Source organism: Bacillus sp. 22190, assembly GCF_052045575.1.
Taxonomy (GTDB): domain Bacteria; phylum Bacillota; class Bacilli; order Bacillales; family Bacillaceae; genus Bacillus; species Bacillus altitudinis.
In genome coordinates this window covers 1-20,822 of record NZ_JBQEPF010000006.1, presented here as the reverse complement: position 1 = coordinate 20,822, position 20,822 = coordinate 1, and the positions used below count along the sequence as shown (strand labels likewise).

Annotated in this window: 13 protein-coding genes; 11 read left to right on the top strand and 2 right to left on the bottom strand. The window is 42.4% G+C overall.

What is annotated here, in order from left to right; genetic code table 11:
- The first annotated feature begins 39 nt into the window (after positions 1 to 39).
- Together gltB and gltD are read left to right on the top strand one after the other, a co-directional pair.
- Positions 40 to 4,611: a glutamate synthase large subunit gene (gene gltB, locus ACTJKA_RS09915; protein WP_138825896.1), complete on the top strand. Its 4,572-nt coding sequence runs from the start codon at positions 40 to 42 to the stop codon at positions 4,609 to 4,611.
- Between the two features lie 16 nt (positions 4,612 to 4,627).
- Positions 4,628 to 6,112: a glutamate synthase small subunit gene (gltD, locus tag ACTJKA_RS09910; protein ID WP_008346585.1), complete on the top strand. Its 1,485-nt coding sequence runs from the start codon at positions 4,628 to 4,630 to the stop codon at positions 6,110 to 6,112.
- Between the two features lie 63 nt (positions 6,113 to 6,175).
- Here gltD and ACTJKA_RS09905 read toward each other — a convergent pair whose 3' ends face one another.
- Positions 6,176 to 7,378, bottom strand: coding sequence for a nitrate/nitrite transporter (locus ACTJKA_RS09905; protein ID WP_048002875.1), 1,203 nt, complete (start codon positions 7,376 to 7,378; stop codon positions 6,176 to 6,178).
- 170 nt (positions 7,379 to 7,548) lie between these two features.
- On the opposite strand from ACTJKA_RS09905, the gene nirB (ACTJKA_RS09900) reads away from it, so the two are divergent.
- The 9 genes from nirB (ACTJKA_RS09900) to ACTJKA_RS09860 all read left to right on the top strand — a co-directional run bounded on the left by nirB (ACTJKA_RS09900) (position 7,549) and on the right by ACTJKA_RS09860 (position 20,260).
- A complete protein-coding gene (gene nirB, locus ACTJKA_RS09900; protein ID WP_108611634.1) occupies positions 7,549 to 9,810 on the top strand; it encodes a nitrite reductase large subunit NirB in 2,262 nt (753 codons plus the stop codon).
- Positions 9,807 to 11,945 (top strand): assimilatory nitrate reductase catalytic subunit NasC, encoded by a 2,139-nt coding sequence (gene nasC, locus ACTJKA_RS09895; RefSeq protein ID WP_025207473.1) that lies wholly within the window; start codon positions 9,807 to 9,809, stop codon positions 11,943 to 11,945. The genes nirB (ACTJKA_RS09900) and nasC overlap by 4 nt, the downstream gene beginning before the upstream one ends.
- Before the next feature lie 89 nt (positions 11,946 to 12,034).
- On the top strand, positions 12,035 to 14,446 hold the full coding sequence (nirB, locus tag ACTJKA_RS09890; RefSeq protein WP_440607747.1) for a nitrite reductase large subunit NirB: 2,412 nt from the start codon (positions 12,035 to 12,037) through the stop codon (positions 14,444 to 14,446).
- A 23-nt stretch (positions 14,447 to 14,469) separates the two neighbouring features.
- A complete protein-coding gene (gene nirD / locus ACTJKA_RS09885) occupies positions 14,470 to 14,793 on the top strand; it encodes a nitrite reductase small subunit NirD (protein ID WP_048002871.1) in 324 nt (107 codons plus the stop codon).
- Between the two features lie 66 nt (positions 14,794 to 14,859).
- Complete coding sequence (locus ACTJKA_RS09880) at positions 14,860 to 15,552, top strand: DUF421 domain-containing protein (protein ID WP_008346595.1); 693 nt, start codon at positions 14,860 to 14,862, stop codon at positions 15,550 to 15,552.
- Between the two features lie 99 nt (positions 15,553 to 15,651).
- Complete coding sequence (locus ACTJKA_RS09875) at positions 15,652 to 16,632, top strand: pectinesterase family protein (RefSeq protein WP_440607746.1); 981 nt, start codon at positions 15,652 to 15,654, stop codon at positions 16,630 to 16,632.
- A gap of 131 nt (positions 16,633 to 16,763) precedes the next feature.
- Complete coding sequence (gene dacB / locus ACTJKA_RS09870; protein WP_440607745.1) at positions 16,764 to 18,248, top strand: D-alanyl-D-alanine carboxypeptidase/D-alanyl-D-alanine endopeptidase; 1,485 nt, start codon at positions 16,764 to 16,766, stop codon at positions 18,246 to 18,248.
- Between the two features lie 19 nt (positions 18,249 to 18,267).
- Complete coding sequence (locus ACTJKA_RS09865) at positions 18,268 to 19,635, top strand: MATE family efflux transporter (protein ID WP_017358860.1); 1,368 nt, start codon at positions 18,268 to 18,270, stop codon at positions 19,633 to 19,635.
- A gap of 64 nt (positions 19,636 to 19,699) precedes the next feature.
- Positions 19,700 to 20,260, top strand: a complete 561-nt coding sequence (locus tag ACTJKA_RS09860; RefSeq protein ID WP_008346603.1) for a CatB-related O-acetyltransferase — start codon at positions 19,700 to 19,702, stop codon at positions 20,258 to 20,260.
- A gap of 31 nt (positions 20,261 to 20,291) precedes the next feature.
- On the opposite strand, the gene ACTJKA_RS09855 is transcribed toward ACTJKA_RS09860, so the two are convergent.
- Positions 20,292 to 20,822, bottom strand: a 531-nt coding sequence (locus tag ACTJKA_RS09855) for a BclA C-terminal domain-containing protein (protein WP_440607744.1), incomplete at its 5' end; no start/stop codon positions are given.

The following is a 20,822-nucleotide window of genomic DNA, read 5'->3' as shown; positions in this document are numbered from 1 at the left end:
CTGTGAAAAAACGGATCTTTTAAACGGGGGAGAGAAACGATGACTTATAATCAACTACCACAACCACAAGGTCTCTACCGTCCTGAATTTGAACATGATGCATGTGGAATCGGACTGTACGCCCATTTAAAAGGGGAGGCGACACATAGCATCGTCAAAAAGGGATTGCAAATGCTGTGCCAGCTTGATCACCGCGGCGGGCAAGGCAGTGATCCGTATACAGGTGATGGTGCCGGTTTAATGGTACAACTGCCAGACGCTTTTTTTAGAAAGAACTGTCAAGACTTTGCACTTCCTGAAAAGGGCCGTTACGGGGTAGGAATGGTGTTCTTTTCAAAAGATGATGATGCCAAAACGCGTCAAGCGATCGAACAAAAGATCAACGGCTTCATTAAACAAGAAGGGCAAACATTAATTGGCTGGAGAACGGTTCCTGTTGATGCTGGGAAAATTGGAACGGTTGCAGCGAAGAGCTGTCCGGTTGTCCGGCAGGTGTTCATCGGAGCAAACGACAACGTAACAGACCGTTTGTCATTTGAACGAAAATTATATGTCATCCGTAAGCAGGCTGAAAATTGGGGAACAGCAGAGGAAAAACAATTTTACTTTGTCAGCCTGTCGAGTCAAACCATTGTATATAAGGGGCTTTTAACATCAGATCAAGTTGATGCTTTTTATCTTGATCTACAGGATGAAACATTTGTTTCTGCATTTTCACTCGTTCATTCAAGATTTAGTACAAATACATTCCCGACATGGGAACGAGCGCATCCAAACCGTTACTTAATTCATAACGGAGAAATTAACACATTAAGAGGAAACATCAATTGGATGAGAGCAAGAGAACAACAATTCGTGTCTGAAGCCTTCGGAGAAGATCTAGACAAGATTTTGCCAGTGCTGAATGCAGACGGAAGTGATTCATCCATTTTAGACAATGCCTTTGAATTTTTCGTCCTTGCAGGGCGTACTCCTGCTCATACAGCGATGATGCTGATTCCTGAGCCGTGGACGGAGAATACGCACATGTCAAAAGAGAAACGGGCATTTTATGAATACCATAGTTCGTTAATGGAGCCATGGGATGGCCCAACAGCGATTTCGTTTACGGATGGTAAACAAATCGGCGCCATCTTAGACCGTAACGGATTAAGACCTGCGAGATACTATGTGACAAATGACGATCATATCATTTTCTCATCTGAAGTCGGCGTCATCGACACGAATGAAGAAGATGTGAAGTATAAAGACCGTCTTGAACCAGGTAAAATGCTGTTAATCGATTTAGAAGAAGGACGCATTATTTCTGATGAAGAAGTGAAATCTTCGATTGCGAATGAACTTCCTTATCAAAAATGGCTCGATGAAGAAATGGTTCACGTCAATCGCTCTGAAGAAAATTCAGAAAATTCTAGTATAATGAGTGATTTGTTAACGCGTCAGCGTGCTTTCCATTATACGTACGAAGACATTCAAAAGTATTTAATTCCTTTACTCGAAGAAGGAAAGGACCCAATTGGCTCAATGGGAAGTGATACACCGCTTGCTGTGTTATCAGATCGTGCACAGTCGCTGTTTTCTTATTTCAAACAGCTGTTTGCTCAAGTTACGAATCCGCCGATTGATGCCATTCGTGAGCAGCTTGTTACATCGACCATGACTTGGTTAGGTGCAGAAGGAGATATTTTACATCCAAATGAATATTCATGCCGAAGAATTAAACTTTATACACCTGTTTTAACAAGCGGGCAGTTCAACGGCTTGAAAACAATTGTTCATAACGCCTTTAAAAGCAAAACGATTCATACACTTTTCACTGATGACCTAAAACGAGGTCTTGATGCGATGTTTGAAGAGGCAGAAAAAGCCATTCGTGAAGGGGTATCTTTATTAATTCTTTCCGATCGTGACATGACGGAAGAAAAAGTGCCGATTCCACCACTTCTTGCATTGAGTGCACTTCATCAGCATCTTGTGCGTCAAGGCTTACGAACAAAGGTGAGCTTAATCGTCGAATCTGGAGAAGTAAGAGAGGTTCATCATTTTGCCGCACTGATTGGCTACGGTGCAGATGCGATCCATCCGTACCTCGTTTACGAAACATACAAACAGCTTATTGCTGAAGAAGCGATTGCGATTAGCTTTGATGAAGCTGTCACAAAGTTTGGGAAAAGTGTGACTGAGGGCGTAGTTAAAGTAATGTCTAAAGTGGGAATTTCCACTGTCCAAAGCTATCGAGGCGCACAAATTTTTGAAGCAGTCGGCATTAGTGAAGATGTCATCCAGGCGTATTTCACAGGAACAGCTTCTCAGCTAGGCGGTATTGATCTTGACACCATTGCAAGTGAAGCAAAGCTTCGTCATGAGGCTGGGTATCAGGCATCAACTGATCAAACGCTAGAATCAGGCAGTGAATTCCAGTGGAGAAAAAATGGAGAGCATCATGCCTTTAACCCAAAAACCATTCATACCCTTCAGTGGGCATGCCGCAACGAAGATTATGATTTATTTAAGCAATATACGAAGGCGGCGGATGAAGAACGAATTGGTTTCCTTAGAAATCTATTTGCTTTTCGTTCAAAACAAAAGCCAGTTCGTCTAGAAGAAGTTGAATCTGCTGAATCCATTGTACGGCGCTTTAAGACAGGTGCGATGTCATTTGGTTCACTAAGTAAAGAAGCGCATGAAGCACTGGCGATTGCGATGAACCGAATTGGCGGCAAAAGCAACAGCGGAGAAGGCGGGGAAGACCCTGCACGCTTCACAGTAGATGAGCACGGGGATGATCGCAGAAGTGCAATTAAACAGATTGCTTCTGGCCGCTTTGGCGTGAAAAGTCATTATTTAGTCAATGCAGATGAACTGCAAATTAAAATGGCGCAAGGTGCAAAGCCGGGAGAAGGCGGACAACTGCCAGGGAATAAAGTATATCCTTGGGTCGCAGACGTACGTGGTTCTACGCCAGGTGTTGGCCTAATCTCACCACCGCCTCACCATGATATCTACTCAATCGAGGATTTGGCTCAATTGATCCATGATTTGAAAAATGCAAACCGTGATGCACGCATCAGTGTCAAGTTAGTTTCTAAAGCTGGCGTTGGTACGATTGCAGCAGGTGTAGCAAAAGGGACAGCGGATGTCATCGTAATTAGTGGATATGATGGCGGTACTGGAGCTTCTCCGAAAACAAGTATTAAACATACAGGACTTCCTTGGGAGCTTGGATTGGCAGAAGCGCATCAAACCCTTGTCTTAAACGGCCTTCGAGAGCGAGTCGTTCTTGAAACGGATGGCAAATTAATGACAGGACGCGACGTTGTCATGGCTGCGATTTTAGGAGCAGAAGAATACGGCTTTGCGACAGCTCCACTTGTCGTATTAGGATGCGTCATGATGAGAGCATGTCATTTAGATACTTGCCCAGTCGGAGTCGCTACTCAAAACCCAGAACTTCGCAAAAAATTCATGGGTGACCCTGATCACATTGTCAACTTCATGATGTTTATTGCAGAGGAAGTAAGAGAAATTTTAGCTGAACTTGGCTTTACATCAATGGATGAATTGATTGGGCGTACGGATGTCTTATCAGTAAGTGAAAGAGCAAAAGCACACTGGAAAGCAGGACAGCTGAACCTTGAAACCCTGCTATATCAGCCAGAGGGACCACGCACATTCAGAACGCCGCAAAATCATAAAATTGATGAATCACTGGATATGAATGAGATTCTCCCTTATGTACAGGAAGCGCTCGATCATCAAACACCGGTTGATCTGTCACTAAACATTCGCAACATTCACCGTGTAGCTGGAACGATTACGGGCAGTGAAGTGTCTAAGCGCTACGGAGAAGAAGGTCTGCCAGAGGATACGATCACACTTCGGTTCACTGGTTCAGCTGGACAAAGCTTCGGCGCATTTGTTCCAAAGGGGATGTCTTTATATTTAACAGGTGACTCAAATGACTATATCGGCAAAGGACTCTCTGGAGGCAAAATTGCTGTCAAAACATCTGATCACTTTGTACAAAATGGACATGAGAACGTGATTGTCGGTAACGTTGCATTTTACGGCGCGACAAGCGGAAAAGCGTATATTAACGGTCGTGCAGGTGAACGATTTGCCGTTCGTAATTCAGGTGTCAATGTGGTCGTTGAAGGAATCGGTGATCACGGCTGTGAATACATGACTGGCGGACGTGTTGTCATTTTAGGTGACGTTGGGAAGAACTTTGGCGCAGGGATGTCTGGCGGTATCGCTTATGTGCATACATCCGATGCAAAACAGTTCAAAAGAATGTGTAACATGGAAATGATCATGTTTGAAAAACTCACAGATCACGAAGAAGAACAAGAAGTGAAGCAAATGATTCAGGAACACCTTGATTATACAAACAGCTCAAAAGCAGCAGCGCTTCTAGAGAACTGGGCACAAGAAAAGAATCAATTCATTAAGATCATTCCGAGAAATTACAAAATGATGCTTCAAAGCATTGAGGAACAAAAACAAGCAGGCCTCAGCCACGAGGAAGCTGTTATGTTCGCATTTGAAGCAAACACAAAACCGAAAAATAAAGAAACGGCAAACGGGCAAAAAGCAGCCGTCGCTCATTAAGAAAGGGGAGAGGACAATGGGCAAAGCAACAGGTTTTATGGATTATAAAAGAGAAAAGCCAAATGAACGTGACCCTCTCACTCGTCAAAATGACTGGAAAGAATATTCAGCTCCTTATACAGATGAGGTATTGAAACAGCAGGGTGCTAGATGTATGGATTGCGGAACACCGTTTTGTCAAATTGGGATGGAGATCAGGGGCGGCGTTTCTGGCTGCCCGATCTACAATTTAATTCCAGAATGGAATGACCTTGTCTACCGGGGCAGATGGAAAGAAGCGCTTGAAAGACTACAAAAAACGAACAATTTCCCTGAATTTACTGGAAGAGTATGTCCAGCACCTTGTGAAGGCTCATGTACCGTCGCGATCAATGATCCAGCAGTATCGATTAAAAATATCGAACGGACGATCATTGATAAAGGTTTTGAAAATGGCTGGATTACACCAAGAATTCCTTCAAGCCGTACAGGGAAAAAGGTTGCCATTGTCGGATCAGGACCAGCAGGACTGGCAAGTGCAGACCAACTAAACCAAGCAGGACACGCTGTAACCGTGTTTGAACGATCTGATCGTCTAGGCGGACTGCTCACTTATGGTATTCCGAATATGAAGCTCGACAAAGAAGTCGTTGAGCGTAGAGTCAAACTTTTAAGACAAGAAGGCATTGACTTTGTGACCAATACAGAAATTGGTGTGGATATCACGGCTGATGAACTGAAAGAGCAATTTGATGCGGTCATCCTTTGTACAGGTGCACAAAAGCAGCGTGACCTGTTAATTGAAGGCAGGGAAGCAAAAGGGATTCACCTGGCAATGGATTATTTAACACTCGCAACAAAAAGCATGCTTGATTCAGGATTCAAAGATAAAAACTTTATTGACGCAAAAGGGAAAGACGTCATTGTGATTGGCGGAGGAGATACAGGGGCTGACTGCGTCGCAACTGCACTTCGCCAAAAAGCAAAAAGTGTTGTTCAATTCGGAAAGCATCCAAAGCTTCCAGATACACGTGTAGGGGATAACATGTGGCCAGAACAACCTTATGTCTTCTCTCTAGATTATGCTTACGAAGAAGCACAAGCAAAATTTGGAGAAGACCCGCGCCAATATTCGATTCAAACCACAAAGATTGTGGCTGATAAAAATGGGAAGTTAAAAGAGCTTCATACCATTCAAATGGAAAAGGTGAAAAACGAACAAGGGAAGTTTGAATTTCATGAGATTCCAGGAACAGAGAAGGTATGGCCAGCTCAGCTAGTCTTTATTGCGATTGGTTTTGAGGGAACTGAACAGCCACTAGTGAAACACTTTGGCGTGGACAGCAAAAACAATCGGATTGACGCAAAATATGGGGAATATACAACGAATGTAGAAGGCGTATTTGCAGCGGGAGATGCAAGACGCGGTCAAAGCTTGATTGTCTGGGCAATTAACGAAGGCAGACAAGTGGCGCATGAGGTAGACCGTTATTTAATGGGGAGTTCGGTTCTGCCAAAATAGGTCAAACAAAGGGTGTTTACCATATATAGAGAAAAGCCATGACCAAAGAGTGGTCATGGCTTTTTATGATTCAGATATGGTTGGCTGGATAATGACTTTTTTACGTTTGAACTGGGAGACAACCAAACAGAGGAAGACAGCAAGAACAAAAAGAGAAATGGTCAAAAAGCCAAACGTATAGGAGCCCGTCATTTCTTTTAAACTGCCAAGAACGTTTGGTAAAAAGAATCCCCCAATGCCTCCTGCAGCCCCTACAATTCCAGTCACAATCCCAATTTCCTTATGAAACACTTGCGGCACAAGCTGGAACACCGCCCCATTCCCCATACCAAGACACATCATTCCGACAAATAAAAGCGCAATGACCACTGGTAAAGCAGGTAGACTACTCACTGCCCCTAAACAGATACCAATCAAAGCAAATAAACCGAGCAGTACTTTCATCCCGCCAATTTTATCGGCAATCAAACCGCCAACTGGCCGAAAGAAGCTGCCTGCCGCCACACAAAGCGTCACAAAATCACCGGCATGAATTTTTGAAATAGCATATTGGTCCACAAAGAAAATACTCAAGAAACTTGAAAGTCCGACAAAACCACCGAATGTAATTGCATAAAGAAGACAGAAAAACCACGTTGTCTTTACTTTAAAGACTGAAAAATAGGACCGAAGCGGCTGAGGGGCCGGCTGGTTTGGTGCATCTTTTGCTGTGAAAATAAAAAACAAAAAGACGAAACTTAAAGGAATAAGAGCGAGCCCCATCACTGTATGCCAGCCATACATCTCCGCAAGCCTTGGTCCAAAGAGTGTCGAGATCAGTGTTCCGCTGTTTCCGGCGCCGGCAATTCCCATCGCTACCCCTTGTAAATGAGGAGGGTACCAGCGGCTTGCCATCGGTAAAGCGACCGCAAAACTCGCACCTGCAACCCCTAATAAAATCCCGATCAGTACTAGCTCTGAAAGGGTTGTACCACCGAAAAACCCCCATATAAGCGGAATGGTGGTCAAAATCATGCCCATCATCGCTGTTTTTTTAGGTCCCATTCGGTCTGTTAATAGGCCTAGCACAATTCGAAAAAAAGATCCGGATAAAATCGGAATGGCTACAATCATGCCTTTTTCTATTGTCGATAAGGCAAAATCTTGTGCAATAAAAGCACCGAGTGCCCCCAGCAAAACCCAAATCATGAAACTCACGTCAAAATATAAAAATGAACCAAACAATGTCTTAGGATGACCACTAGAAGTCAATTCTGAGAGTTTCACAAAACCCCTCCTTTATTTTGAATTTTCTGACTTAAAGATAGCGAGTTGATAGAAGGAATGGAAGTGTTGTGTTAGAAAAAATGACATGGATAAACACTTTTTTACAAATGTGTGCCATAATCTATGGCAAACATTGCTTTGGCGCAAAAAGCTAGAAAGGTTGATCTCACATGGCAAAACGTAAACTCGTGTTTATCGGAAACGGCATGGCGAGTATGAAATGTATCGAACATATCGTAAAGAAACAGCCAGAACGCTATTCCATCACGATCATTGGAAAAGAGAAGCACCCGGCCTACAACCGAATAAAACTTTCGTCAGTTTTACAAAAAAGTGAATCGTTGTCTCAAATTGAACTAAAGCCAAAAGAATGGTACACCAAACATGACATCACCATCCAAACAGGCGAAGCAGTTGTCCACATCGATACAAAGCGTCAATTGCTCATGACAGAAGCACGCCGGAATATCCCGTATGACAAACTGGTTATCGCCACAGGCTCATCGCCTCATTTTCTGCCTATACAAGGCGTATCCAAAAAAGGGGTCTATGCTTTTCGTACGATTGACGATTATGAGGCCATTTACGCTGATTCTTTACGTTATGAGCGTGCAGCAGTCATTGGAGGTGGTGTACTTGGTGTGGAAGTGGCCGCTGGTTTACAGATCGCTGGACTGAAGACAACCTTGATTCATCACACGGATTGGCTTATGCAACGCCAATTAGATGAAACAGCTGCAGGGCTTTTGTCTCAACAATTAAGTCGCAAGGGGATTCAGGTAAAAACAAATGCTCATACGATTGCATGTTTAGGAAACGAGAGAGTAGAAGGCGTTCTGTTAAAAAGTGGAGACATCGTGGATGCTGATCTCGTGGTTTTCACAACAGGGGTCCGTCCGAATATAGAGCTTGCAAAACAGCACGGCATTCATACAAGAAAAGCCATTGTTGTAAATGATGTCATGCAGACAAACGTTGAGAATATTTATGCTATTGGAGAATGTGCAGAGCATAAGGGGATGGTGCACGGTCTTGTGCAGCCTATTTATGAACAAGCAAACGTGCTTGCGAATCATTTATTAGATGAACTGGTCACGAATTTACCTCCTGCCATTTATTCAACAAAATTGAAAGCAAATGACATATCTATTTATTCTGCTGGCAGTATTGTAAACCGATCCCCCTCCGCTTCAGTGGTGACTTACTTAGATGAAGAACAAGAAGTATATAAAAAACTAGTGTTTGAACATGATGTGCTCACAGGCGTTGTATTAGTTGGTCAACTTGAGAGAGCTGAGCAGCTTTTGCAGGATGTAAAAGTGGGGCGTGATAAAAGCGTAGTCATGAAATCGCTGAATGAAGAGCAGATATCCCCTTTAGATTCATTAAAAGCAGAGGATCTCATCTGCCAATGCCACACGGTGACGAAGGGAGCGATATTCAAAAGCATATCGGTCCATCACCTGACAAATTTAGAAGAGATAAAAAAACAGACAGGGGCCGCAACGGGCTGCGGAGGCTGTCAAGAGCTTGTTCGTGCCTGCTGCCATGTCTCATCAAATCAGCTAACGGAAGCACTGGACACGTTTTGCTCGTGCACAAATGTAGAGAAACAGACCATTTTTTCGTATATAAAAAATCAGCATCCGCTGAATGAAGAGCAAGTAAGAAGACAATTTAATTGGATGACAGATAACGGCTGTGACAAGTGCCGAGCAGGCATTCCATACTATCTTGAGCAGTTTCAAGATCTTTTCGTAAAAGACAGCCCATCAGATCATGAGCACATACTAATGCCTCAGTTATATGGTGGCCGTCTTGATCTGACATTTTTACAGATGATAACCGGATTGTTAGAGCAAAAGCAAATTCAGCACGTAGAACTAACGGAGAATAAACGAATTCGGCTGATCGGTATTTCACAAGAGGCCGCCCATATTGTAAAAGAACATGGACACATCATGCCACAAGAAAGCAAGAGACTTTCTCATGTTCTATCATGTGATTGTCGTCACGATCCATCTGTCACAACACTTGTCATGGAGATCGAAAGACAACTAGAAAACACGCTTTTACCTGCAGTCACATCGATTCATATCGCTGGTCCTTCCTGCGTATGTCATTTCAGCCCCATCTATGACATCTGCATCAAGAAGCAGCTGGATGAATGGGACATTTATATAGGAGGCAGCATACGTCAACCTAAGGCAGGTCAGCTTTTTTATTCTGTGAGCCGAACGGATGAGCTGATTCCTTTTTTAAAAGCACTGCTTGAAGACTATAGAAAACGTGCATATTTTCAAGAATCTATTGGAGACTGGATCCAAAAAAACGGCATCATTTCCATCCGAGAAAAATTGCTCGATGAGGAAATGAGAGAAGAGCTCTGCGAGCAATTTGAGCAAAGTAGACAAAAGGGTGTGAATGTATGAATCAATCTTTTTTACAATATGTGCAGCAAACATCAGAGCAGCAAGAGCGAAAAAGGGTGTTCCCATCTCAATGTCCGTTTTGCAGTATGCAGTGCAAAATGCAATTAGTCGAGCAGCACGCAGAAGGGCGAACACGCTACCAGACGATAGGTATTCATAATCCAACCACGTTCGGCAGGATCTGTATGAAAGGGCAGCATGCCCACCAGCACGCACTGCACAAGGAACGATTGAATCACCCCCTCATCAAAAGAAACGGTCAATTTGTCAAAGTGACTTGGCAAGAGGCACTTGACGAAATCAAAGCACGCACTCAAACCCTTCAGACGGAACATGGGAACGATGCTATCAGTGTGTATGGTAGTGCATCGATTACAAATGAAGAAGCTTATTTACTCGGAAAATTTGCAAGGGTCGCCCTTAAAACGAAATACATTGATTACAATGGAAGACTGTGTATGTCTTCAGCAGCAACAGCAGCTAACCAAACATTTGGACTTGATCGGGGTCTAACCTTTCCGCTTCGTGACATCAAGCATGCCCGGGTTTTACTATTGGTTGGAACCAATATAGCGGAATGTCAGCCGACCCTCATACCGTATTTGGAAGAAGCTAAAAAGAACGGGGCATTTCTCATCGTGATCGATCCGCGAAAAACAGCAACAGCCAAACTAGCTGACTTACATGTCAGCTTAAGGCCTGGGTCAGATGCTGCACTCGCAAATGGAATCTTACACGTCATGCTTCATGAACAGTTACTAGACGAAGAATTTATTAAAAAACGAACATCAGGTTTTCAAGAAATGAAACAGCATATTTCACACATGTCCCTGCAAGACATTACGCAGCAAACCGGTGTATCGATGAAAGTCATTCAAAAAATAGCGAGAAAATTCGCCCGCGAAAAAACAGGCATGATTCTGACTGCAAGAGGCATTGAGCAGCAAATAGACGGGACAGCATCCGTTCGTAATTTCCTGAATATTCTGCTTGTTACTGGGAAGATTGGCCGGATTGGGTGTGGCTATGGTGCCATTACTGGGCAAGGAAATGGACAGGGTGCAAGAGAGCATGGACAAAAAGCAGATCAGCTTCCTGGTTACCGTGATATCACAAACCCAGTACATAGAAAAGAAATGGCCGAAATATGGAAGATCGATGAAAAAGAACTGCCTGGAAAAGGTGTATCTGCTTTTGAAATGTTTGAAAAAATGCAGAAAGGAGAGATAAAAGCGCTCTTTTTAATGTGTTCTAATCCTGTTCAATCAGGTCCGCATGCAAGCTTTATCAAAAAAGCCATCGAGCAGCTGTCCTTTTTTGTCGCAATTGATTTATTTATCTCTGAGACGGCTGCACTCGCAGATGTTATTTTACCAGCTTCGTCATATTTAGAGGACGAAGGGACCATGACGAACATAGAAGGACGCGTTACGCTGAGAGAAGCAACCTATCCACTCAAACACCAAAGAAAGCACGATTGGCAAATCATTTGTGAAATAGCAGCAGTATTAGGCAAAGGCGGCTCTTTTTCTTTTTCATCTGCAGAAGACATCTTTGAGGAATTGAGAACAGCAACGAAAGGAGCCAAAGCCGATTATTCCGGTATGACCTATGACAGGTTAAGGAAGACGCAAGGCATATTATGGCCCTGCTCTCATTTGGAAGACCGAGGAACAGAAAGACTATTTGAGCATCAATTCTCACATCCTGATAAATTAGCAAAATTTGCAGTCGTTGCACATGGACAACAGGGTGCAAAAGAACCAGTCAGTCCAGAATATCCACTCTATTTAACGACCGGCAGGGTGATGGCTCATTACCAAACGGGCGTTCAAACAAGAAAAAGCACCTCTCTTGTTGCCCGGCAGTTTGAAGCTTATGTAGGGCTTCATCCTGACACAGCCGAAGCTTATGGACTTCAGCACGGGGAGCTCGTCACCATCCAGTCAAAACGAGGTAGTGTCATCATGAGGTGCCACATAACAGATAGCATCCGAAAAGATACTGTGTTTGTTCCGTTTCACTGGAATAAACATCAATCAATTAACCTATTAATTGGTAAACAGTTAGATCCACACAGTAAAATGCCAGGTTTTAAATATTGTCCTGTACAGCTGTCAGCCTACAAGAATTGAAAACTATGTGAGAAATTTTAACATGTATTTTCCATCTTTGTTTAGATTATGGTACTTTCTAAAAAACGATCACATGAGGGGTGTTTTTCATGAAAGAAAAACTCGTATTAGTAGGGAATGGTATGGCTGGTATCCGAACGCTCGAAAACATTTTAAAAACAGACAATGAACGATTCGACATGACTGTATTTGGAACTGAGCCGTATCCTAACTATAATCGGATTCTTTTATCGAAAGTTCTCCAAGGGGATACAAAGACAGAGGATATTACGTTAAACGATTGGAATTGGTACAAGGAACATCATATTCAGCTGTTTACAAATGAGACCATTGTGAAGATCGATCCAGACAATCAAACCGTTATGAGTGATCAAGGACGGACCGTGCATTATGACCGTTTAATTTTAGCGACAGGGTCCCTCCCGTTCATCCCGCCCATTCCAGGGAGCGATAAAAAAGGGGTAACAGCTTTTCGTACATTACAAGACACAGAGGAAATGGTCAAAGCATCTACGATGTACAAAAAAGCAGCCGTTATTGGAGGCGGGCTCCTTGGACTTGAAGCAGCACGTGGTCTATTAAACTTAGGTATGGAAGTGACCGTCATTCATCTTGGCTCTCATCTAATGGACCGGCAGCTCGATCCGGTGGCAGGTCAACTTCTGCAAACAGCATTAGAAAAACAAGGCATGAGCTTTTTATTAGGAAAACAGACAAATGAAATTTTAGGAGATACAAGAGTAGAAGGGCTAACATTTTCAGATGGTTCTACATTAGAGACAGATATGGTGGTCATGGCAGCAGGAATTAAACCGAATCACAAGCTTGCCGAAACGAGCGGCATTGAAGTGAACCGGGGAATTATCGTCAATGATTTCATGGAAACAAGTGTCCCGCGGATTTACGCAGTCGGAGAATGTGTTGAACATAGAGGACAAACGTACGGTCTTGTTGCGCCATTATACGATCAAGCAATCGTGCTTGCGAAGCATGTTTGTGATATGGCCCCGACGCCTTATGAAGGATCTGTTCTATCGACACAGCTGAAAGTATCAGGGGTTGATGTATTTTCAGCTGGAGATTTTATAGAAAACGATGAGAAACAAGCGATTAAGATTTTTGACGAACAGCAAGGCATTTATCAAAAACTAGTCTTCCAGCAAAACCGATTAGTCGGCGCCGTCATGTTTGGAGAAACAAGCGATGGACCACGTTTATTCTCGTACATTAGAGAAGGTGTTGATATGTCAGATATGGAAAAAGTATCTGTCTTAACATCAAATGAGCTGGCGCAAGAAAACACGATTGAACAAATGGCAAACGACCATATCGTTTGTGGCTGTAATGGTGTCTCAAAAGGTCAAATAGTGGCAGCTATTCAAAAAGAAGGCCTAACGACTATACAAGAGGTCAAGCAATGTACAAGTGCTACTCGGTCATGCGGAGGCTGTCAATCTGTTGTGGAAGAGATTTTATGGCACACTTTAGGCGATGATGCAAACCGCACTGCGCAAAAAGAAACCATCTGCGCCTGCACCACCTTATCAAGAGATGAAGTGATTCATGAAATAAAAGAGAAAGGTTTGCAGCATGTCAAAGAAGTGATGAATGTACTTGACTGGGAAACAGAAGAAGGCTGTTCAAAGTGCCGGCCTGCACTGAATTACTATTTAGGGATGATGTATCCGCTTGACTACAAAGATGAAAAAAGCTCGCGATTTGTGAATGAACGAATGCATGCCAACATCCAAAACGATGGTACCTATTCGGTCGTTCCACGTATGTACGGGGGCGTGACAAATGCTAATGACCTGAGAAAAATAGCGGATGTCGTTGACAAATATGAGATACCGCTTGTGAAAATGACTGGAGGGCAGCGAATCGACCTTTTAGGTGTCAAAAAAGAAGATTTACCAAAAGTATGGGCTGATTTAGATATGCCGTCTGGTTATGCTTACGGAAAATCATTAAGAACCGTCAAAACTTGTGTTGGAGAACAATTTTGCAGATTCGGAACGCAAGATTCCATTTCTCTTGGGATCGCACTTGAAAAGAAATTTGAAGGACTTGCCACACCGCACAAAGTCAAAATGGCCGTATCAGCCTGTCCAAGAAACTGTGCTGAATCTGGGATTAAAGATCTTGGCATCGTAGGTATCGATGGGGGATTTGAATTGTATGCTGGCGGGAATGGAGGGACACATTTACGAGCTGGAGACTTATTAATGAAAGTAAGTACAGCAGAAGAAGTAGAACAAATGGCCGCAGCCTACCTTCAATATTACAGAGAAACCGCAAATTATTTAGAGAGAACATCCGCTTGGGTTGAACGGCTTGGATTGAATCATATCCAAACGGTACTGCTAGATGACCAGAGGCGTGCAGCATTAATCGAAAGAATGGACATCGCACTTTCAACTTATGAAGAGCCGTGGCAAGAGATTCGAGAGAACGAAACAGAAACAAGACAATTATTTCAAAAGGCAACTGCTTCCGTCTAAATCAATTGAAGGGATGAGATCAGATGACAGTTTCAATTGTAAAAGTTCATATTGGTACAATATCAGATTTCCCGTTGCAGCTAGGGAAAACAGTCGCAGCCGGTCCACTTGAATTAGCTGTTTTTCAAACCTCTAACAAGCAGTTCAAAGCCATTGAAAATCGCTGTCCTCATAAAGGCGGTGTACTAGCTGAAGGAATGGTGAGCGGAGATCATGTCTTCTGTCCAATGCATGATTGGAAAATCAATCTTTCATCAGGAAATGTTCAAGAACCAGATCATGGATGCGTGAAAACATATGAAGCATTGGTTGAGGAAGACGACGTCTTTATTTTACTGCCTTCATAAATGGTTTAGAACCTTCCTTTCCTGTACATGCTGTAAGTACATGCAGTGAGAAAGGAAGGTATATGTGTGCCATTTTTTAATATTTTGATTGAACTCTTTATCGGATTTTTCGCTTTATTTTCCATTACAAAGCTATTAGGGAAAACACAATTTGCACAAATCACGCCGTTTGATTTTATTTCTGCACTGATTTTAGGGGAGATGGTTGGTAACGCCATTTTTGATCCAGAAGTCAGCGTGCTACATATCCTTTTTGCAGTTGCAGTCTGGGGCGTTTTAATCTACACAGTTGAATGGCTTTCACAAAAATTCAAATCCATTCGCGCTTTTTTAGAGGGAAGACCGACTCTTGTGATTGATAAAGGAAAGATTCACTACAATCGATTAAAGAAAAATATGCTTGATTTAAATCAGCTGCAGACGCTGATTCGAGCGAAAGGGCATTTTGCTCTTAATGAAATTGAATTTGCCATTTTGGAAACGGATGGGTCTGTGAGTGTGCTTCCGAAAATGAAATATGCACCAGCTACAGCCGAAGATGTGAACGTGAAAGGAAAAGAAGTCACATTGCCTAGAACGTTTATTATCGACGGAGAGATTTTAAAAAAAGATTTAAAGGAAGCTGGATTTGATGAAGCGTGGCTGAGAGAGCAATTGAAAAAACAGCACATATCCTCCTATAAAGACGTCCTATTTTGTGAATGGATTGAAAATGAAGGAATTTATGCGATGAAATATGAAAAAACATCCACAACCTAACACAGTGGATGTTTTTTTGTGTTTTTTTGTTTTATAACTGAATAGGATCAAAAAGAATACGTCAATGAAAACGTTCACAATATTAGGGGGAGATGTGTGATGAAGTATGGAAAACGACTGCTGATGATGGTATTGGCCTTACTGCTTTTTGACTCAGCTTATGCGCAAGCAGCTGGACACAACCATCAAACAAACCGCGTGCTTATTGTCGACCAAAAAGGAAATGGGACATTTCGAACGGTTCAATCTGCCATTGATGCGATACCAGTGAACAATCAACAGCAAACGACGATATATATTAAAAATGGTGTGTATAAAGAAAAGATTCTCCTTCCGCAAAATAAGCCGTATGTGTCCTTTATTGGAGAAAATCAGTATCAGACGATTCTGACGTATGATGATACAAATGCAAGCAGCGGGAGCACAACCAATAGCTCTAGTACAATGATTCGGGCAAATCATTTTTACGCAGAAAATATCACGTTTCAAAATACAGCTGGCCGAAACGCAGGGCAGGCGGTTGCCCTTTATGTGTCCGGGGACCGGGCTGTGTTTAAACACGTACGTGTTCTCGGGTATCAAGATACACTATATGCCACAGGCACAGGAAGACAGTATTATGAAGATTGCTATATCGAGGGCACGGTTGACTTCATCTTTGGTTCAGCAACGGCTGTATTTAAAAGAGCTGAAATAAAAAGTCTTGGAAACGGGTATATTACAGCGGCATCCACAACAGAAGCGCAAAAGTATGGCTACGTTTTTATTGATTCCACATTAAATAAAGGAACGGTTGCGTCTCAATCTGTGTACTTAGGCCGTCCGTGGAGACCTCATTCGGCTGTCACGTTCCTCCAAACAAAAATGGATGAACATATTAAAGCTGAGGGATGGCATAACTGGGATAACAAAGACAATGAAAGAACGGCTAGATATCAAGAATATGGTTCAACGGGCGCAGGGAGTCATGTGGCAAACCGGGTGAAGTGGTCAACGATATTAACAAAAAACGAAGCAAGTCAAATCACCGTTCAAGCCGTGCTTAGCGGAAGCGATGGCTGGAATCCTGAAAAAAGGTAAAAGAGGCTTGTCAGTTTTCGTCAAAGAAAGCTGACTTTTCTGTTTAAAAAACCTTTGAGAACAAACGTTCTTTTGTGTATAATGAACATAATCTGCTAAAATTGGCTGCTTTTCTAAAAAGGAGGGATTGCGTGAAACGTTTCTCACAGGTCATGTTTTTACAACTATGTATTTTGTCGATGTTATTTCTCCCTTTTTCAGTGAAAGATGAACAACTAACAGCTCATGATGATCAATCAAAATGGATCACTTCCTTAGACGAATTCATTCGAACAGCACCTGATCTAGAGGGCGCGATTGCTGGCATCAGCGTACGCGATACTTCTGACACTTCCCTTCTTTATGAACATCAAGCGGACATCCGTCTGACTCCTGCTTCTAATATGAAACTACTCACATCTGCTATCGCACTCGATCTACTGGGTGAGACACACACTTTTCCAACAGACGTTTGGATGGATGGTTCAATCCAAAAGAAAACATTGCACGGCAATCTTTATCTCCGAGGCACTGGAGACCCGACATTGTTAGAAAGCGATTTTGCCGCATTAGCCAAACAAGTCAAAAAGGCCGGAATACATACGATTCGTGGACAGCTTGCGGCTGATGATACTTGGTTTGATGACACAAGGTATTCCATCGATCTGCCGTGGAGTGATGAAGATCAATATTACGGCGCTCAAATATCTGCTCTTACTGCTTCACCGAATGAGGATTATGATGCAGGAACGATCATTCTCGAAGTTAAGCCGGGAAAGAAAGCAGGGCAGAAGGCCAGCTATGAGATGATCCCGAAGACTGACGTCGCTCAAGTTATCAATCAAGTGAAAACTGTGCCAGAAGGCGGAAAGAAGAAAATATCTTTTAAACGCTCTCACGGTACAAACAAAATTACACTGACTGGGACGATTCCGCTAAAAGCATCATCGTCTAAACAATGGGTCGCATTATGGGAACCGACAACGTATGCTTTAGACTTAATGAAACGAGCATTAAAGGCTGAGGGGATTCAGCTGAAAGGACCACTCAAAACAAAACAAGTTCCTAAAAAAGCGAAAAAAATCGCTTCCCATACATCAATGCCTTTATCCGATCTTCTTGTTCCGATGATGAAATTAAGCAACAATACACATGCAGAAATTCTGTTAAAAGAACTTGGGAAGCGGGTAAAGAACAAAGGGAGTTTTGACAAAGGGCTTGACGTGCTGAATGAACGTCTTCCTGCCTATGGCATAGATGCATCTATGACTGTGTTGAGAGACGGATCAGGCATATCACCGATTAACCTTGTTTCTGCAAATCAATTCACGTTATTTTTGACAAACATTCAAAAGGAAAAATGGTTTAACACCTATGTCCATGCACTTCCGTTAGCTGGGGCAAGTGAGCGTATGGTGGGAGGTACATTAAGAAATAGATTGAAAGAACCAGCTACACTAGAAAAAGTGCGTGCAAAAACAGGTACGCTATCAACGGTCAGCACACTATCTGGATATATTGAAACGCAGAGTGGAAAAACACTTGCTTTTTCCATCTTATTGAATCATCTCGTTGATGACGAAAAAGGAAAAGAGATAGAAGACCGCATTGTCAGCATGTTAGCTGAGGATCTTTAGACAGAGAAGGAGAACCATCATGACGTTAGATAATAATCAATCTTTAGTAAAAACCATGTCGATCTTTCTAATTCCACTTTTATTAAGCAATATTTTGCAATCAATTGGACAGCTTGTTTCCATTGTGCTTGTCGGTAGATGGATTGGAGAGGATGCAGTAGCTGCGATTTCTGCATTCTTTCCACTTTTCTTTTTACTTGTTTCTTTTTCCATTGGGATTGGATCAGGGAGCTCGATCCTTATTGGACAAGCATACGGAGCAAAAAATGAGCAGAGGTTAAAGGAAATTATCGGTACAACGCTTTCGTTCACCTTTTTAATCGGACTTTCTTTAGCTGTCATTGGAGGTTTTTTTGCCACAGATATTTTACATCTGATGGGGACACCTGCAAATATTGTGGAGGAAAGTGCGGCATATGCCAGAATCCTATTCATCTCCATGCCCATCTTATTTCTTTATTTTGTCTATACAACTTTTTTACGAGGAACAGGAGATTCAAAAACACCATTTTATTTCTTAATGATTAGTACAGGAACCAATATTTTATTGCTGCCAATTTTATTATTCGGCTGGCTTGGTTTACCGGCATTTGGTTTATATGGTGCTGCGTATTCTTCTGTGATTTCTACAATCGTTACGTTTATCATTCTTCATATCTATCTTTATAAAACAAAGCACCCGCTGCGCATTGATGCGTCGGTTAGAAAGCATCTATTGATGAAAGGGGATTTATTAAAAACGCTATTAAAGTTAAGTATCCCTTCTAGTATTAATATGATTCTCATTTCTTTATCAGAAATTGCTGTCATTTCTTTTGTCAACGATTATGGATCACAGGCGACCGCAGCTTATGGCGTTGTTAACCAAGTCGTAAGTTATGTACAGATGCCCGCAGTGAGCCTTGGTATTGCTGTTTCTATCTTCGCCGCACAATTCATTGGCGCAGGAAACATGAATCGTTTGAAAGATGTCATTAAAATTGGGCTGGGGCTAAACTTTGCGATAGGCGGATTGATTATTATTTTCGTCTATATTTTCGCACCACAAATTTTATCTATCTTTTTAACAGATCCTGCAACAATTGATGTTGCATATAGTTTGGTCGTGATCACCCTATGGAGCTATCTCATTTTTGGAACAGCACAAATCGTTGCAGCCACAATGAGAGCAAGTGGCACAGTTCTATGGCCGACCATCTTTAGTATTTGTTCCATTTGGCTTGTTGAAGTACCAGTGGCTTATGTGCTATCACACCATACATCGCTTGGGATCAAAGGAATATGGATAGGATATCCTGCAGCCTTTTTTGTAAACTTATTGCTCCAATACGGCTATTATCGACTGGTATGGAAGAAAAAGCAGATCGTTGCACTTGTCCAATCATAATGTGAGCCTATCATCTGGCATATACATACGAAGATCGATTACTTTGTAGGGGGTCTGATCTTCTATGTTTTTAAATCAAAGAAGTGAGCTCAGTTCGTATGATATCGGTGACTTCACTTATGCCGGACCAGATTTTCAAGTCTTGACGTGGGGAGAAGGAACAACGCTGAATGTAGGGAAGTTTTGTTCCATCGCAAACGAAGTAAAAGTTTTTCTTGGTGGTGAACACCGAACAGATTGGGTCACCACATATCCCTTCAATCAAATTTTCACAGATGCTGCCCATATTAAAGGACATCCACGATCAAAAGGGGATGTGTGTATAGGGCACGATGTTTGGATTGGATATGGAGCAACAATCATGTCAGGAGTACAGATAGGAAACGGGGCAGTCATTGGAGCAAATAGTCTGATTACAAAAGATGTGCCTCCATATGCGATTGTCGCAGGGAACCCGCAGCGGCTCATGAAATATCGGTTTTCTTCGGATATCATTGAAAAACTTCAGTTATTAGAATGGTGGAATTTAGAGTTTTCTTTCATACAGTCTATTTTTCACCTTTTGCAATCTCCTGATATTGACCATTGTATAAGCGTAATTGAAGATAGAAAAAAGAAAGGCTGACAGAGCCTTTCTTTTTTTATCTTCGTCTCACTTAGCTGAGTCTAATGATGGTAAGCGATGCACCGGTTGCACCACCACCTATTAGAATGGCTGTTACAACCGCTCCGAAAAATTGTAATGAAATTGTATTTCCTGCTGTTAAATTGACAATAACTGTATTGCTCATAAAAGTTGTGGATACGGCAGAGGACTGAATTGAACCTGGAATAGCAGTTGATCCATTCAACCATAGCCTTGTGCTCACTAAAAGTGCAGTAGTGGTATTTACTTGATATGTGATATAGTATTTACCTGTTTGCTGGACTGTGAATGTATCATTTGAACCATTCGGCGTAAATCCATTAATATTTTGATTACTTGGTAAAGCAATGTTCGTACCACCAGCAATAGTAATGATTGTAGGACCTGTTGTATTTCCAGCATAAAGTGCCGTATCAGTTGGACCGCTAGCTCCAGTGGCACCAGTGATTCCGGTAGCTCCAGTTGGACCGGTGCCTCCAGTGGCACCAGTGATTCCGGTAGCTCCAGTTGGACCGGTGCCTCCAGTGGCACCAGTGATTCC

Bases quoted from the DNA above. Each gene is read 5' to 3' on its own strand.
- gltB (WP_138825896.1), top strand. From the start codon at position 40: ATGACTTATAATCAACTACCACAACCACAAGGTCTCTACCGTCCTGAA.
- gltD (WP_008346585.1), top strand. From the start codon at position 4,628: ATGGGCAAAGCAACAGGTTTTATGGATTATAAAAGAGAAAAGCCAAAT.
- nirB (WP_108611634.1), top strand. From the start codon at position 7,549: ATGGCAAAACGTAAACTCGTGTTTATCGGAAACGGCATGGCGAGTATG.
- nasC (WP_025207473.1), top strand. From the start codon at position 9,807: ATGAATCAATCTTTTTTACAATATGTGCAGCAAACATCAGAGCAGCAA.
- nirB (WP_440607747.1), top strand. From the start codon at position 12,035: ATGAAAGAAAAACTCGTATTAGTAGGGAATGGTATGGCTGGTATCCGA.
- nirD (WP_048002871.1), top strand. From the start codon at position 14,470: ATGACAGTTTCAATTGTAAAAGTTCATATTGGTACAATATCAGATTTC.
- ACTJKA_RS09875 (WP_440607746.1), top strand. From the start codon at position 15,652: ATGAAGTATGGAAAACGACTGCTGATGATGGTATTGGCCTTACTGCTT.
- ACTJKA_RS09865 (WP_017358860.1), top strand. From the start codon at position 18,268: ATGACGTTAGATAATAATCAATCTTTAGTAAAAACCATGTCGATCTTT.
- ACTJKA_RS09860 (WP_008346603.1), top strand. From the start codon at position 19,700: ATGTTTTTAAATCAAAGAAGTGAGCTCAGTTCGTATGATATCGGTGAC.